The organism is Candidatus Sarcina troglodytae (genome assembly GCF_015708635.1).
Classification (GTDB): domain Bacteria; phylum Bacillota; class Clostridia; order Clostridiales; family Clostridiaceae; genus Sarcina; species Sarcina ventriculi.
Window position 1 is genome coordinate 1,371,473 of sequence record NZ_CP051754.1, and the last position, 16,833, is coordinate 1,388,305.

The following is a 16,833-nucleotide window of genomic DNA, read 5'->3' on the forward strand; positions in this document are numbered from 1 at the left end:
TCTCCTTTCTTTATATTTAACAATTATATTAATTGCTTAATTAATATTATAATAGGATTATAGCCCTATTACAATATGATAGTAGCTTTATTTTTCAATTATGCGCATAAAAAAAACTGCATTTATAATAATTTATTCCAACATTTTTAAATAAAATATTTTATTTATAATTGAATTAAACTATTATAATGCAATTTTTATTTTTTATCCTTTAGATATAGTTGTCCCAATTTCAGGAATATCTATAGTTTTCTTTTCTATTATATATTTTTGAACTTTTCTAGTATCATGATATGCTTTTAAATTATCTGCATAAATACTTACTATATTTTTTCTTTCATCACATGTTAATTCTTTAAATTTAACACCTACTAAATCTTTATCTATTCTAGTTATTACACCTTTTACAAAAGAATCTTTATTGTTAGCGTCATGTAAATTTACAAATATATCTTGTCCAATTTCTAATTTTGTTTTTCTTAGACTAACTTTATCTTTTTTAACTAATTTGTTTGTTGCTAGACTTATGCCAACGCCTTCATCTGATATATTTATAACTTCACATTGACCAAGTTCACAACCATTTATTCCAAATTCAGTCTTCATAGGTGTTTTCAATGCTATTCTTTCTGAAACTCTAAATATTGGCTTTTGATAAGCAACCTTTATACAAGTTATAATAGCCATAAAATTATATAAACTCCAAGCCATATTTATTAAGTAAGGACCTATTCCAATATATCTCTCTACTAAACAATAAGTTCCAATTGACCAAGAGATCACTGATAATATTGCAAGTACTATATGTGGCATAGCTACTCCAAGTTGAAAATATGGTTTTTTGCTCAAACCATCCTTTGGTGTAACATTAAATCCTATTTTAAACTTAAGCATTTCTCTAATTACTGATAATGATATATGCGGTGCCATTGATACCTCATATATATGAGACCATTTTAAACTCCTTGTTCTTGGAGATAATGCAGCAAAAACTAATATTTGACCAAGGAAAAACGGAATAAACATTTCCAATAAGGTTTCTAAAGTGGTATTTAAAATTAAAACTCCAAAAGTCAAATATAAAATCGGAGCTATAATATATACCATTTTTTGCAAACTAGAGAACCAGTATAAAACTCCATCCCAATAAGCTAATTTTTGTGATGCTGTAAGACCTTTTCTAACTAAAGGGTTAAAACCTTTCATTACTTGAAGATTTCCTCTACACCAACGATCTCTTTGTTTTACCAAATCCTCGAAAGTTGTAGCACTTAATCCATAAACAAGTTCTTCATTTATAAATACTGTTTTGTACCCTCTATCTTGCAAAAGCATACCAACAGCCATATCTTCTGTTATTGATGTTGTAGGATATCCCCCTATTTCATCAACATATTTTTTTCTAAATACTGCATTAGTTCCTATATGTAAAACAGCATTTATAGACGCTCTTGCAGACTGTATATCTCTCATAAAGAAATCTTGTTCATTTGGAACTTTTTTCTTAAGATTATATTGATACATATCTTGGTTATAATAAACTTGAGGAGTTTGTACAAATGCTACATCTTCTTCTGAGAAATATCCAATAGTTCTCTCTAAGAAATTCTTTGTTGGAATCATATCTGCATCTAATACTGCAAATAAATCACCCTTTATAACTTTTAAAGCATTATTGATATTTCCTGCCTTAGCACCTTCATTACCTTCTCTTGTTATATAGCCTATGTTATATTTACCACATAATCTTTTTAATTCATCTCGTTTACCATCATCACAAACATATACATTAAGCTTACCCTTAACATAGTTCATTTGAGTAGCTGCTAACATTGTTTTTTCAACTAATTTTAATGGTTCATTATATGTACATATAAGAACATCCACTTCTGGAATCTTATCCTCTGCAAAATCAGATAAGGTTCTTTGTTTTAATTTGTAATTTTTAGTAAATAAGTATTCAAATATAAAAAATTGTGATACACCTATAAGCTCAGAAATTAATAATATCGCTCCCAATGCAAAATTTAACACTGAATTTGATGGAACTGTTGTAAATCTCCAAACTATATAAGTAATAGTTATTACGCTACTTATTATTATTAGTAATCTTCTATATTCCGGTTTTATTTTTGCTAATACAAAACTTACTAAAAGAAGCACAACAGCTATAATAAAATATATCATTTTTTCAACCTTCCCTATTTATTATTATTTTTTCATTTTAATGCTATATTTAAACTCACCCCCTTAACTCTACTTTATTTTACATTATTTAAATAATATATTCTATATATTATTTAAACTATTTTATTACTTAATAATAAAATATATTTGTAATGTAATTTTACAACCAACATATAGCACTTAATCTTTTGATTACTTACCATTTACTACTAAAGGTTAGCCTTTTTCCATTCTTCTAATGCTTTACTCAACTGATCTGGACAGGATGTTCCCTTTCCTCTACAATCAACGCCTCTTAATTTTTCAATTACTTCATCTATGTCCATGCCATCTATGAGCTTTGATAAACCAATTAAATTTCCTGGACATCCATTTATAAAATTCAAGTTTTTAATCTTGTTATCAATTATATCAAAACTCATTTCTTTTGCACAGACTCCTGATGGTTTAAATTTCATAAAATCCCCTCCTTTTACTCACATATTATCTTATACCTAAATCATTTTACAATCAATAAGAAATTTATTAAGTTTATATTTTATCATTATTTTAATTTTTTATTATTAATATATTAATATTTTTATTTATTTTTTTATGATTTTTTTACTTTTATAACAAAAATAAAGAGTATTATCAAAAGATAATACTCTTTATTTTTAAGCTTCTTCATAAAATACTTTATAACATCTCATAGTTTCATATATATCAGCTTTTGAAGCAACTTCATATGGAGCATGCATATTTTGAAGAGCTACACCACAATCTATAACTTCCATATTATATTGAGCTAAGATGTAAGCGATAGTTCCACCGCCTCCTTGATCAACTTTTCCAAGTTCTCCGGTTTGCCAAGTTACATTATTTTTATCCATAATATTTCTTAAATGTGCTATAAATTCTGGATTAGCGTCATTGCATCCTGACTTTCCTCTCGCTCCTGTATATTTACTAAACACAACACCATTTCCTAAAAAAGCAGTATTTTTCTTTTCAACTACTGATGGGAAATTGGGATCATATGCAACAGTTACATCAGCTGATAAAAATTTAGAATTAGCTAATGCTCTTCTTAGCTTAAGTTCTGAATAATCTCCTAATCTATCCATAACTTCCGCTAAAATATTTTCAAAATATCTTGAAGTCATACCAGTAGCTCCTACGCTACCAATTTCTTCTTTATCTACAAATAATCCTACACAAGTCTTATTAGTATTTTTAACGCTTAGCATTGCTTCAAAAGAAGTATACGCACATATTCTATCATCATGACCATATCCCATAACCATGCTTCTGTCTAAACCATAATCTCTAGCTTTTCCAGCTGGCACTATTTCAAGTTCTGATGATACAAAATCCTCTTCCTCTATATCATATTTTTCTTTTAAAAGAGCTAAAATATTTTCCTTTACCTTTTCTTTAGCACCTTCATCATCAACTGGAATACTTCCAACTAAAAGATTTAAATCTTCTCCTTCTATAACTACTGAAGCTTTTTTACCTAATTGATCAGATGATAAGTGAATTAAAAGGTCTGATATTCCAACAACTGGATCTTCATCATCTTCTCCTATAGAGATATTTATTAAAGAACCATCTTTTTTAATTATAACTCCATGAATTGCTAGTGGAAGAGCCACCCATTGGTATTTTTTAATACCTCCATAATAATGAGTTTCCATCATCGCAAGATTTGAATCTTCATATAATGGATTCGCTTTCAAATCTATTCTAGGAGCATCAATATGTGATCCAACTATCCTTAATCCATTTTCTAAAGGTTCATTTCCTATTATAAACATAGCTAGACTTTTTCCTTTATTGGTTGAATATAATCTATCTCCAACTTTTATTTTTTCACCTTTTTTTATTATTTCATCTAAATCTTTATACCCATTAGACTTAGCTATTTCTATAAGTTTTACAACGCATTCTCTTTCTGTTTTAGCTTTTGATATAAAATCTTTATATCTATTTGAAAAATCAAATACTTCTTTTTTATCTGCATCTGAATATTTTTCCCATGCACAAACTATTCTTTTTTCTATTTCTTTTAACATGCATTTAGCCTCCCCAGTATTAATTAAATTAATTTTATAATAGAACTATCATATTGTCAAAGTATTCTTTTATGCTTAAATATAACTAATAATATTATTGTTACACATGTTAACAATAATATTATTGCATAAAACCCAGCTACATATTCCTTAAACGGCATATAACTAAAATTCATAGAAAAAATAGCTGTTATAAGCTCAAGTGGTAGAAATATTGCTGTAATTATGGTAAAGACCTTCATAAGTTCATTTGTTTTATTAGCTATTTCAGATTCATAAGCCTCTCTAACTAAAGCTAATTCTTGAGATAAATTATCTAAAGATATCATAAGCTTCTCTAATTTTTTGCTTATAACTCTAAAAAATATTATTGTTTCTTCGCTTATAACACCGTTTTCATTAAGCAAAATAACATCACCTATATATCTTAATGGTTTTAAAAGTTTTCGAAGCTTATATGTTTCCCTTCTAATAAACAACAATGCATTTAATTGTTCCTTGTGAGGTTCTTTTAAAATATCAAGTTCTATTTTATCCCCTCTAGTTTCAAGTTCTGATATTATATTATAATTTTTTACTATAATTCTATCTAAAATATAGTAAAGTATTATAGAAGGCTCCCTTATTTCTTTTAACAGATGACAATTCTTATCCTCTTTTATATCTCTTATAAGCTCTTCTAAAATTTTTATAGGGCTTTTATAAACTGTTATTATAAAATCTTTTCCTAAAAATATATTCATCTCTTTTGATTTTATTTGTCTATTTTGTTGTTCTAATATTCCTATTAATATAAATATATAATTATTATAATAATCTATTCTTTGTTGTTGATTATAATCTAAACATTCTTTAATGCATTCTGTACTAAATGAATATGGAATATTTTTTATTTCTGCTGATTCTGCAACAATCCAACATTTAAAAGTATTTTTTTTCCAATTATTTTCTATCTTAAATCCATCATCGATATTAAATATAACCATATCTTATCACCTAACTTCTGATATGGTCATATTTTTTTCATATTAAACAAATTTTATTCTTCCTCAAGTTCCATCATTCTTTTTTCTATAATTTCTACAGGAGTTGTATTAGACATTAAATTGTATCTATAATTTGCAGCTGCTGCCTCTATAATAACAGCTATGTTTCTTCCTGGTCTTACTGGAACTCTCAGTTTTTTAATATTGACACCTAATATTTCTAGATATTCATTATTTATTCCTAATCTATCATAATCTCCATCATCTTTCCAATGTTCGAAATGTATTACTATTTTAATTTCTTTAGTAGCAAGTATAGAACTCAAACCATAAAGAGCTGCTACATCTATTATTCCCATACCTCTAACTTCTAACATTCCAAAAGTTATCCTAGGAGATGTCCCCATAAGCTCTCCATCTAATTCTTTAATATCTACCGCATCATCTGAAACAAGTCTATGTCCCCTTTTTATAAGTTCCAAAGCAGTTTCACTTTTCCCTATTCCACTTTCCCCAGTTATCAACATACCTATACCATATACATCAACTAAAACGCCATGAAGCCTAGTTTCTGGTGCCATTTGATCTGCTAAATACATAGTTAACTTACTTATAAACTTAGTAGTTATCATATCTGTTCTTAAAATCCATGTTTTATTTTTTTTAACAGCTTTTAAAACTTCTTCTTGTATTTCTAAATCCCTAGTCACTATCATACATGATATATCAAAAGAAAAAAACTTATTTAGTCTTTTCTTTCTAATATCTTGACCCATATCTTCTATAAAACTCCATTCAGCTTTTCCAATTACTTGAATTCTTTCTGGAGCAAAATAATTATAAAATCCAGCAAGTTGAAGTCCTGGTCTATTTATATCATTTACACTAATAGGCACATTCTCTTGTCCTTTTATTAAAACCTCTAAGTTAAAATCTTTGATAAGCTTTTCTATAGTTACGCTCAATTTTATCACCCTTTAAACTAATGTTATTTTTTGATTATAATACTGTCTTTTTTATTATTTATTTTTATTGTCTCTAATTGAGCTCTTAAATTATTTTTAAATCTGTCTATATAATCTCTTCTTAAAACTTGCTGTTCCTTTTTTTCTTCATCTGTTAAACCAATTTCCTTACTTTTTTTACTTAATTCATTGATTCTGCTTACCAATTCATCTATATTCATTTATTTTATCTCCTTTTAAAATAATTTATAAAAATACATCTTTTTAACAATAATTATTAAACATTTATTCATGCTTATATTTAATATTATACATAAAAATTATGCCATAAAACCTTACAAAAATAGACCTAGTAAAAACTAGGTCTATTAAAACCAAAATATCAAATCTCCCATTATGCCGTCACACCTATAGCTTTATACCTGCGTCTCGCAGGTGGGTTTTACTCAACTTTTACTAATAATCTTCTGTTATCTAAAAGATAATACCAAAAGGTTGAAGTCCTATTAGCTTGAATTTTTTGCAAATCCCGAAAATATAATGTAGGTTAAAAATATAGGCTTCGCGTACATCTTAGGATAATTAATTTATGACTTAATTATAGCACAATATAATTTAAAATCAATAAATTTTTAATTTTTTTATAAATTTTATATATTTAAATCATACATTATTTTATCAATATCTAAATCATCATCCTCGCAAGCTATGGCTAATAAAAACTCCCTATATCCATAATTGTCTTCATCTATTTCTCTTGCAACAAATTCAACTTCCACATCTAAATCTGAAACCAAATCTTCCATTATTTCCTCTACTGAGTCTTGTGCAATATCATTTAAATAAGGAATTACGCCCTCATTAATCCATCCTATACTATCTTCTTCAAAATCCGTTTCTTCATTTGCATAACATTTAGCTGCATTTATTTCCACATCATCAAATTTATAAATTACTTTAACAACTAAGGCATTTTCATAATTCACATTTTTAATAATTTCTAATTCTGAATCTTTTAAATAATTTAAAATCTTTATTTTATCCATAAATATTATCTCCCTAACTTTTATTCATTATATAATAGTTCCTTATATTTTTTTCTAACCTCATTAAATTCATTATCATCCTCTACAAGGTTATATTCTATTTTCTCTAAAACAGTATCTACTCTAAATATAAATGCATCATCTTCATTTTTTTCTCCCTCAAGAGGCGATAATATTATATATTCCTTTTCATATTTTGTATCCTCATTTAAAAATATTTTTGCTACAACTTCAAATTCTATTTTATTTCCATCTTCATCTCTAAAAGCCATTACTTTATTTTCTTCCATATTAACTTCCTTTCCTGTTTACTGCACAAGCTCTGATATATTATTTTTAAAAAACACATATTCATAATGAAGAGCTCTAGTTAAAACAACATATAATAATTTTTTATCCATTTCATTATCTGCATACACATCATCATCTAAATTATAAACTATAGAACAATCAAACTCTAGTCCTTTAGTTAAATACGACGGTATTATTATTTTATCTAAATTTAATTCTTTGTTATCTTCTTTAACTAAAGTAAACTGGTATTTTGAGTATTTTCTAATCGCATCTTTTATTTTTTTACATTCTTTTTTATTTTTTCCTATTATGGCTATAGAAGTTCTACCAGCCTCTATTATTTTTTTAACTATTTTATCTACCATTTCACAAAACTCTTTATTATTATTAAACTTTATAATTTCAGGTTTATCTCCGTGTCTTAGTATTGGTTTTGCAGAAATTTCATAATTTTTTTGCTTTTGCAAAACTTTATTTGCAAATTCTATAATTTCAACTGTGCTTCTATAACTTTGTTTTAAAACTTTATATATGCTTTTTCCATCAAATATATTATCTACTACATCAGACCACGACTTTATTCCCTTATAATAATATATTCCTTGCCCTAAATCTCCTACAATAGTTAATGAATTGCCTTGTATCATCATAGATATAGCTTTCATTTGTAACATTGAATAATCCTGTGCCTCATCTACGACTATATGTTTTACTAAGTTATGTTCTGTAATACCTTCTATCTTAAATTTAATATATAACATAGCTGCTAAATCATCTGAATCCACTATATCATTTTTCAAATTTTCTTCTAATGAATTTTTTATATATTCTCCTAAATCTTTCGGTATTACATTGCATATTACTTTTTCAAAAAATTCTTGATCTTTAAACATATCTAAATATATACTAGATGTGTTTAATCCCTTCCATTTTTCAAAATAATCATTAAACTCCTTCTTCAAAACCCCCTGAAATTCTCTTTTAAAATTATCTCTTTCATCATATAACAGTATAAGTCTTTCACGTCTTTCTTTAGAATCTTCCATTTGTTTTTTTAGTCTAGCTATTTTATATTCATAATTAAAATCTATCTTATCTAATACTGTTAATACTTTTTCTTTAATCTTTAAAGAAAAGTATCTTTTTATTTCATCTTTTCTCTTATTTATAGGGTATTTTATTAAATCTTTTGTAAAAAGCCTTTTTATCTCCTTTTTATCAAAAAGAGTATACCCCTTAATAACTATATTCTCTATATTAGAATCTTTAGTTTCTAAAACTTTTAAATAAATATCTAATATTTTCTTAAATTGCCAAGAACCCTTAAATCTACTTTCCTTTAAAAGAAACTTAATTTTTTCATCATTTTTGTCCTCTAAAAAACTTATAAACTTCTTATCTTTTGTTATTATTTTACTTTTCGATTTTATATTCAAAAATTCACTTGCTATATCCTCAAAAGTTTTTTGCTTAACATGATTAACCCCTAAATCAGGTAACACTTCTGATATATAGTCTAAAAATAATTTATTAGGAGCGATAACTAAAATATCTTTAGCCTCTAAAACTTCTTTATATCTATACAAAAGATATGCTAACCTATGAAGCGCTACGGTTGTCTTACCAGAACCTGCTGACCCCTGTATTATAAGAGGAAAATTTTTATCAGCTCTAATCACTTCATTTTGTTCTTTTTGTATAGTAGCAACAACTTCTTTTAATTTATTTCCTGTCCCGTTCTCTAAATTTATTCTAAGAAATTCATCAATTAAAGCTTCACCTTCCTCATTATTTAGATTAGCTTTTAATATTATTTCATTTAATCCCTCATCAAAACATTTTACAATTTCATTATCTTCATATAAAAATTTTCTTTTTAATTTAAGTTCCCCATTTATTACTCCAGCTGGTGCCTTATAATATGCCTCCCCTTGAGTTCCACTATAATATAAATCCGCAATTGGTGCCCTCCAATCAATTACTTTCTCCTCCCCCTCCCTAACATCTCCTAAGCTATTTTTTCCTATGTAGAAACTCTCAATATCCTTTCTAAACTCTCTAAAATCTATCCTTGCAAAATATGGTTTTAAATTTGACTCCTCATATACTTCTAAATTTTTTTCAACTATATTAAAAAGCTTTTTATTTATAAAAAGTTCCTCATTATACGCACCCTTAGCCCCCTTTTCAAGATCACTTATTTTATCCTTTAAGTTTTTTTCATCTATCTTTATTCTACTTATCTCATTATGTATCCATTTTCTAATTTCAACTAATTTTTCTTTTTCTTCATTTAAAACATCTTTATCTCTATTCATAATATTAAATTCCTTTCTAAAATCCGTTTTAACATAACATTTATATATTATAATAAAGCTAATAAAAATAGACAATCAAAAAGTAGATTGTCTATTTTTATTAATATTTTATTTTTCATATTTGTCATGAAAAAACTTTGATAAACTTTCTAAAGAACTAATTAAAACATCCTCTTCTTGTTTATTCAACTTCTCTATAGTAGCTTTTATCATCTCATCATGAAACTTCTTATGAAGATAGCTAGCGTTTTTCCCTTTTTCAGTTAATTTCACCAAAACTATTCTTCTATCTTCTTCTATCCTACGTCTTTCCACATATCCCTTTTTTATAAGTTTATTAATAGCAGTTGTAAGTGTGCCAACGGTTATACTTAGATCATTTGCAATCTCTGACATTGTTCTCTCTTCCTTCTCACCAATTGCCTCTATTGTATGGATTTCAGTTACTGATAAATCTGATAATTCCTCGCTTTTTTTTAAAGATTTTTCTTCTATTCTTAAAATATCATTAAATAATTTAACTAAAAGATTATTTAACACACCCCTATTATCTGTCATACATTCATTCCTCTCTTTTGTTCTCTCAAATTCTTACTTTTTTATCTTGTTTTAATAAATATTAGATAAAGAATGAAATCTTAATACCTCAATTTACAAACAAATTTTTATTATAATATATTTCGATAATCGAAGCATATTCGTAAAATTAGTACTAACAATTTACTCTAAATATCTTTTCCATTATAGCAATTAACTATTTCTGCAAAATATAAAATATGAGTATCTCCAGCACTATAAAAACTATCTTTTATATCATTAGGAAGCTCTTCTGTCTTCAATTTATTGCTATATAAAACTTTACATTCATAATAAACATCACACTTATCCACAATTGCAAACATTTCGTCTTTACCACTTATAAAATTTATCTTTGCTTCGTTTTCTTTATCCACATTTCTTCCAGATTTGCTTCCGCAAACACCTAATGCTTGCTTTAAATCACTGCTAAAAGGAATGCTTACTGTAAAAGAATTACTCTTTTCTATAAATTCATTAGTATATCTTTGCGGTCTTATAAGAGCCATAAATACTGGCTTTCCCCACATAAATCCAACAGAACCCCAACTTATAGTCATAGTATTCACTTTATCATCAACTTTAGCTGTTAAAAACGCGCCTTGTTTGTGTAAATATTCCATAGATAAATTTAATTTTTCATTAAAATCCATAATTATTTCCTCCATTTAATATAATTCAACTTCTTTTAAAAGCTTTTTTGCTCTTTCTATTTCTCTAATATGTTTTATCTTATACTCTTCTCTTTCTTTGTTTAAAGCAGTTTCATATTTTTCATATTCGATTTCTGCCTCTTTTAAAAGTTGTAATCCTAACCCTGTTGGGTACTCACCTTTAAAAATAACCTTCTTTATTCCTGATTGTATAATGTTAATGCAACAAAATACACACGGCTGAGTTGTTACATAAAGCGTTGCTCCATTGCAACTAATTCCATGTTTTGCACATTGATTTATTGCATTAGCTTCTGCATGACCCGCTCTACAAAGCTCTAATCCAAGTCCTGATGGAATATTTCTCTTTCTTCTTTCACAATATCCAATATCAGAACAATGTACAGTTCCAGTTGGTGCACCATTGTATCCTGTTGCAATTATTTGCCTATCTTTTATAATAACAGCTCCAACCTGTCTACTTAAACAAGTGCTTCTTAATTTGCTATCTTCTGCAATATCCATAGCCCACTCTGTAAATAACTTACGTTCCATAGAAAATTCCCCTCTTCTTTAGTTTCTCTACTTTATATTTTAAAACATTTTAGATAATTTGCAATATACAGACTAAATTACTATTAATTTTGATAAATGATTTTATTCTTCTTCACTAATATATAAAAAAATACAATATTTTATTACTTATAAATTTTTTATATTTAATTTTACATTTTTGTAAAATTATGTTAAAATTAAATAGGGGTGAATATATGAATATAGATAAAGAAATTAATAAAATATGGTCTTATTATGATAATTTTAATTACCAAGAAGCATTAAATATATGCGATAAAATACTAAACAGATATCCATATTTTGAAGAAATTTTAGAAGTAAAAGCTTATATTTTTTATATAAATGGTTATTTAGAAGAAAGTATTGTTTGCTGGGAGAGCAATTTTTCAGAAAACAATAATACATCTGCTAAATTTTGTCTAGATAATTTAAAAAATTATAAAGAGTTAAAGAATTTATATAATGATGCTTTAATAGATATTGAAAACAAAAAATTAAATAATGCTTTAGATAAATTGATAACATGTTCTCATAGTGATTTTAATAAAATACCTGTTGGAAATGCAATAGAAAAATGTAACCTTTTAAAACTTGGTGTTCTATCTAAAGATATTGATATAGAAGAAGAACTAATTTTCAAAAAAACTAACTCGATTTTTAAATTTAATTTAATTCAAAACATAAGATATATATTAAAATGTATAAAAAATTCGTTAAAAAGAAAATTATCTTTGAATTAATTAAATAAGGCTTAAAGAGTATCCTTTAAGCCTTAAAAATATATATAATTAATCTACATCTTCTTTTTCACAAAGTTTTTCTAAATAGGTTCTAAGATTTGCTTCTTTATCTTCAGAAACTATTGCAACCACATAATCTCCTGCACGAATCATTGTATTTCCATTTGGTATTATATCGCTACCACTTCTCTCAACTGATACCATTAAGGCACCATCTGGAAGTTTTATATCTTTTAATTTTTTTCCAACTATTGGTGTTCCTAAATGAACTATATATTTTACTAAAACTTTTTCTGAACCATCACCAACTATCATACCAGTATTAGCTTTTATTCTTCTCTCTAATAATGATTCATAAATTGGTTTACTTCCGATTAAGTCTGCAACTAAAAAAGCTACACCACAAACTACGGCAACTGCACCTAATTGTGAGAAGTTTCCACTCATTTCACAAACTAATATAAGCCCTGTTAAAGGTGCTCTAACTATTGATGAAAACATTCCTGCCATTGCAATTAATATAAAATTCATTAATAAACCTTGACTAAGACCAAAATAAGTAACTGATATATCTCCAAATGCAACTCCAACTAATGCCCCTAATGTTAAAAGTGGAAACAATATTCCACCTGGAGAATCAGATGAGAAACTTATCATTGAAAATATAAACTTAAATACTAAAAGCATTATTGCTACTTTAATTGCCATGCCATTAACTAGTATATTATTTATAAGATCATTTCCCCCACCTAATATTTGTGGCATAGTCAAACCAAAAACTAAAGCAAACATAAATGGAATCATCATTCTATATCTAAGTTTAGCTTTTATTTTTTTATAAAGGTCTTGAGTTTTTAGCAGTACTACATTATAAAATGCACCTGCAAATCCTAATATAATTCCTAAAGCTATAAGTAATGCATAATCTTCAAAAGGAATTACTGAAAGTGCATGGGTATCTAGGATAGGTTTAGATCCAAAAAATATCCAAGTAACTAAATCTGAACTAACAGCAGCTGCTATCGCAGATAATAAAATTATAGGAGAAAAATTTTTATGTACTTCTTCCATCGCAAACATAGCACCTGCTAAAGGTGCATTAAACGCTGCTGAAAGACCTGCTCCTGCTCCACTTGTTAAAAGAAATCTCTCCTCTAATTTTATTCTTTTAAACAACTTACTTATTATTTGTCCAACACTTGCACCTAATTGAATTGAAGGCCCTTCTATTCCAAGAGATAATCCTCCTCCAATAGCTATAACTCCACCTATAAATTTAGTTATTAATATTCTAACTGGTGAAACTTCAAAATACCCTGTAAGTATACCTTCAACTTGTGGTATACCGCTACCACTTATCATTCCATCATTTTCAACAAGTCTACCAACAATATAGCCCATTATTGCTAAAACTATTATACCTAGAATTATATATATTTTGTTGGCATCCATAAATGCATATGCCGCTTTTGTATATCCATCTAAATAATCTAATATAAGTCTATATAATGATATTACAAATCCAGCACCTACACCTATTATGATACTTTCTAGAATAACCCTAAGTTTTAACCCTTTTAAAGTTTCATAGACTTTAGATGTTTTATTACCCAAAGTTTACACTCCTTTCTTAAAATTCAGTACGATTTATTATAACTCTTAAAATACAGTTACTCAACTATTATAAGATATTACTAACCATAAAAAAAACTAATCCTTAAAATAATTAATATTAAATTTACAATCTAAAGTGTTAGTTATTTTTAGATTTCAAACTAAAAATAACTTCTCCAATTATTTTTATTCCTTCTTCAATTTCCTCTTCACTAGTCCTAGAAAATCCTATTCTCATCCAATTCTTTTCTTCTTTATTTATAAAAAATATATCCCCTGGCATAAATACTACATTCCTTTTATAACATTCTCTTAAAATATCTCTAGTATTTAGCCCATTAATTTTTACAAATATATAAAGTCCACCATTACCTAAAACTTCATCATATGGTATATACTTTTCTATCGTCTTTATAGTGAAATCGTATCTATCTTTATAATATTTTCTTATTTTTTTTACATACCTCTTAAAAGAACCACTTTCCATATACTTGTGAAAAATACCTTGATCTATAAAAGATGTGTGTATATTTCTAGCACGTTTTACACTCTCTAAAACATTTATAAGTTTTTCATCTGCAAAAATCCAACCAATTCTTATCCCTGGAAATAATATTTTAGAAAAGCTCCCAGCATAAATAACACCATTTCCCATATTACTTAACGCTATAAGAGGCGCTACATGGGAACTTGAATATACTAATTCTTCATTAAATCCATCCTCTATTATAGGTACTTTATACTTTTTACAGATATTATATACATTTTGCCTCTTCTCACCATCCATTACTATACCTGTTGGATTATGGTATGATGGAATCAAATATATAATCTTAGGAGTATACTTTTTTAAGGTTTCTTCTAAACTATCTAAGTTTATTCCATCATCATCCATCTTTATGGGTTTTATATTCAATTTATGAGCTTTCATTATTTTTATAGCAGTATTATGTGTTGGATTCTCACAAGCAATCACATCATTTGGTTTTGTAAGAGTACTAAGAAGTATATCAAAAGCTTCAGTAAAGCCATTTGTTATTAGAATATCCTTTCCATCTGTAAGTACACCTTTTTTCCTCATATATTCCTTTATATATTCTATTAATGGTTTATATCCCTTTGCATATCCATAATTTAAAAGTTTATCTCCCTCCATAGAAAAAACATTTAAAAAAGCCCTTTTAAACTCTTCTAAGTCAAAAAAGCTCTCATCTGGTGCTATACTTTTAAAGGAAATCATTCCTCTCTTCCACGGCAATTCCGTTTTGACCACATCTAACTCTTCACATAGTCTACCGTAATCCTCTGTAAAATTATTCCATTTAACTTTAAAATCATCACTTTTTATCTCTTTTTCAATAGCTACAAAAGTTCCTTTTCCTCTAAAAGTTTCTATAATTCCCTCGTTTTCTAAATTTTCATAAGCTAATATTACAGAATTCCTACTAATACCTAAAACTTTACTAACTTCTCTAGTTGATGGAAGTTTACTTCCCTTTTTTAATATACCCTTATCTATCTCTTTTTTTATATGGTTTTGTATCTGAATGTGTATCTTTTCTTCTTTATTTATATTTAAGGATGAAAAAATCAAAATCTCACCTACTTATTCTTTATTCTTCCCTAATTATAATATAAAAAAGCAATTAAATATAGTTACGTATACTTTTAACTTTTCCATCTTCTATATAAACTCTTGGAATTCTTTGCTTTATCATACATAAAACCTCATAATTTATTGTTCCCATAGCTTTAGCCATATCATCTGCATCAAATTTTAAATCTTTATCCTTACCTAGAACTATAACTTCATCTCCTACATGAACATCCCCTACATCAGTTACATCAATCATACATTGATCCATACATATAGTTCCAACTACCGGAGCAAATTTTCCATTTATTATAACTTTAGCCTTTCCAGTTAAAGCCCTAGAATATCCATCTGCATATCCAATAGGAAGTGTTGCTATAATACTCTTTCTTTCTGTTTTAAACTTCCTTCCATAACTTACATACTCATCCTTATCCAAAATTTTAACATGAGCCACCTGTGTCTTTATAGTTATAGCCTTTTTTAAATCTAAATTTTGTTTTAATACATCTTCTGATGGATAATAACCATAAAGAACTATTCCAGCTCTTACTCCATCTAAGTACGTATTAGGCATATCTATTATAGCACCGCTATTTGATACATGCTTTAAAGGTATATTGACTCCTTTACTTATTAGTTTTTCATTAAAATCAGTAAATTTTTTATATTGCTTATTTGAATAATTTTTATCACTTTCATCTGCGGTAGCAAAATGAGTAAATATTCCAACCACTTCTAAACCTTTTAAAGAAGAAATTTTCAAAATTTCATTTAAACTATTATCATTTATTAAAAAACCTATTCTTCCCATTCCTGTATCTAACGCTACATGAACTTTAGCTTTTTTTCCTAAATTTAATGCTATTTCTGATAATTTTTTAGCATACTCTAAATCAAAGATTGTTTGCTCAATATCATAGTTTATTAAATCGGCCGCAAATTCTAAAGGAGTATATCCAAGTATCATAATAGGGGTATTAATATTTCCATGCCTAAGTTCCATAGCCTCTGTTATAACTGCTACTGCAAGTTTTGTAGCCCCATTTTCTACTAATGTTTTAGACACATCTAAAGCTCCATGACCATAAGCATCTGCCTTAACTACTGCTATTAATTCTTTTGTATCAACTCTTCTTTTTATACTATCTATATTATATTTTATTGCATCTAAATCAATTTCTGCCCATACAGGTCTTATCATTTTATTCATTTTCTATTTACCTA

General features: G+C 27.0%; 16 protein-coding genes. 1 reads left to right on the forward strand and 15 read right to left on the reverse strand.

What is annotated here, in order from left to right; genetic code table 11:
• Window positions 1–204: 204 nt before the first annotated feature.
• The 12 genes from HH195_RS06145 to HH195_RS06200 all read right to left on the reverse strand — a co-directional run bounded on the left by HH195_RS06145 (window position 205) and on the right by HH195_RS06200 (window position 11,637).
• Window positions 205–2,187, reverse strand: coding sequence for a glycosyltransferase family 2 protein (locus HH195_RS06145; RefSeq protein ID WP_196370233.1), 1,983 nt, complete (start codon window positions 2,185–2,187; stop codon window positions 205–207).
• A gap of 209 nt (window positions 2,188–2,396) precedes the next feature.
• Entirely contained in the window at window positions 2,397–2,645 is a 249-nt protein-coding gene (locus HH195_RS06150) for a TIGR03905 family TSCPD domain-containing protein (protein ID WP_196370235.1), read from the reverse strand.
• 198 nt (window positions 2,646–2,843) lie between these two features.
• The gene (locus tag HH195_RS06155) at window positions 2,844–4,244 is read right to left on the reverse strand and encodes an aminopeptidase (protein ID WP_196370237.1); all 1,401 of its coding nucleotides are present in this window, start codon (window positions 4,242–4,244) and stop codon (window positions 2,844–2,846) included.
• A 56-nt stretch (window positions 4,245–4,300) separates the two neighbouring features.
• A complete protein-coding gene (locus HH195_RS06160; protein ID WP_196370238.1) occupies window positions 4,301–5,230 on the reverse strand; it encodes a magnesium transporter CorA family protein in 930 nt (309 codons plus the stop codon).
• A gap of 53 nt (window positions 5,231–5,283) precedes the next feature.
• A complete protein-coding gene (gene hprK / locus HH195_RS06165; protein WP_055257048.1) occupies window positions 5,284–6,195 on the reverse strand; it encodes an HPr(Ser) kinase/phosphatase in 912 nt (303 codons plus the stop codon).
• Window positions 6,196–6,218: 23 nt separating this feature from the next.
• The gene (locus tag HH195_RS06170) at window positions 6,219–6,416 is read right to left on the reverse strand and encodes a DUF896 domain-containing protein (RefSeq protein WP_196370240.1); all 198 of its coding nucleotides are present in this window, start codon (window positions 6,414–6,416) and stop codon (window positions 6,219–6,221) included.
• A 429-nt stretch (window positions 6,417–6,845) separates the two neighbouring features.
• On the reverse strand, window positions 6,846–7,241 hold the full coding sequence (locus tag HH195_RS06175) for a hypothetical protein (protein WP_055257050.1): 396 nt from the start codon (window positions 7,239–7,241) through the stop codon (window positions 6,846–6,848).
• A gap of 20 nt (window positions 7,242–7,261) precedes the next feature.
• A complete protein-coding gene (locus HH195_RS06180) occupies window positions 7,262–7,531 on the reverse strand; it encodes a DUF1292 domain-containing protein (protein ID WP_112365812.1) in 270 nt (89 codons plus the stop codon).
• 18 nt (window positions 7,532–7,549) lie between these two features.
• A complete protein-coding gene (helD, locus tag HH195_RS06185; protein WP_196370242.1) occupies window positions 7,550–9,853 on the reverse strand; it encodes an RNA polymerase recycling motor HelD in 2,304 nt (767 codons plus the stop codon).
• 108 nt (window positions 9,854–9,961) lie between these two features.
• On the reverse strand, window positions 9,962–10,411 hold the full coding sequence (locus HH195_RS06190) for a MarR family winged helix-turn-helix transcriptional regulator (RefSeq protein ID WP_055257053.1): 450 nt from the start codon (window positions 10,409–10,411) through the stop codon (window positions 9,962–9,964).
• Between the two features lie 167 nt (window positions 10,412–10,578).
• Entirely contained in the window at window positions 10,579–11,082 is a 504-nt protein-coding gene (locus HH195_RS06195; protein ID WP_243278486.1) for a flavin reductase family protein, read from the reverse strand.
• Between the two features lie 15 nt (window positions 11,083–11,097).
• Window positions 11,098–11,637 (reverse strand): deoxycytidylate deaminase, encoded by a 540-nt coding sequence (locus HH195_RS06200; RefSeq protein ID WP_196370246.1) that lies wholly within the window; start codon window positions 11,635–11,637, stop codon window positions 11,098–11,100.
• 215 nt (window positions 11,638–11,852) lie between these two features.
• Here HH195_RS06200 and HH195_RS06205 point away from each other — a divergent pair, with 215 nt between their 5' ends.
• Entirely contained in the window at window positions 11,853–12,398 is a 546-nt protein-coding gene (locus HH195_RS06205) for a tetratricopeptide repeat protein (RefSeq protein WP_055257055.1), read from the forward strand.
• Window positions 12,399–12,446: 48 nt separating this feature from the next.
• On the opposite strand, the gene HH195_RS06210 is transcribed toward HH195_RS06205, so the two are convergent.
• From HH195_RS06210 to alr, 3 genes are all read right to left on the reverse strand, one after another.
• Window positions 12,447–14,012, reverse strand: a complete 1,566-nt coding sequence (locus HH195_RS06210) for a ClC family H(+)/Cl(-) exchange transporter (RefSeq protein WP_196370248.1) — start codon at window positions 14,010–14,012, stop codon at window positions 12,447–12,449.
• Window positions 14,013–14,151: 139 nt separating this feature from the next.
• Entirely contained in the window at window positions 14,152–15,606 is a 1,455-nt protein-coding gene (gene pdxR, locus HH195_RS06215; RefSeq protein ID WP_196370250.1) for a MocR-like pyridoxine biosynthesis transcription factor PdxR, read from the reverse strand.
• Between the two features lie 52 nt (window positions 15,607–15,658).
• Complete coding sequence (gene alr, locus HH195_RS06220) at window positions 15,659–16,819, reverse strand: alanine racemase (protein ID WP_196370252.1); 1,161 nt, start codon at window positions 16,817–16,819, stop codon at window positions 15,659–15,661.
• Window positions 16,820–16,833 lie beyond the last annotated feature (14 nt).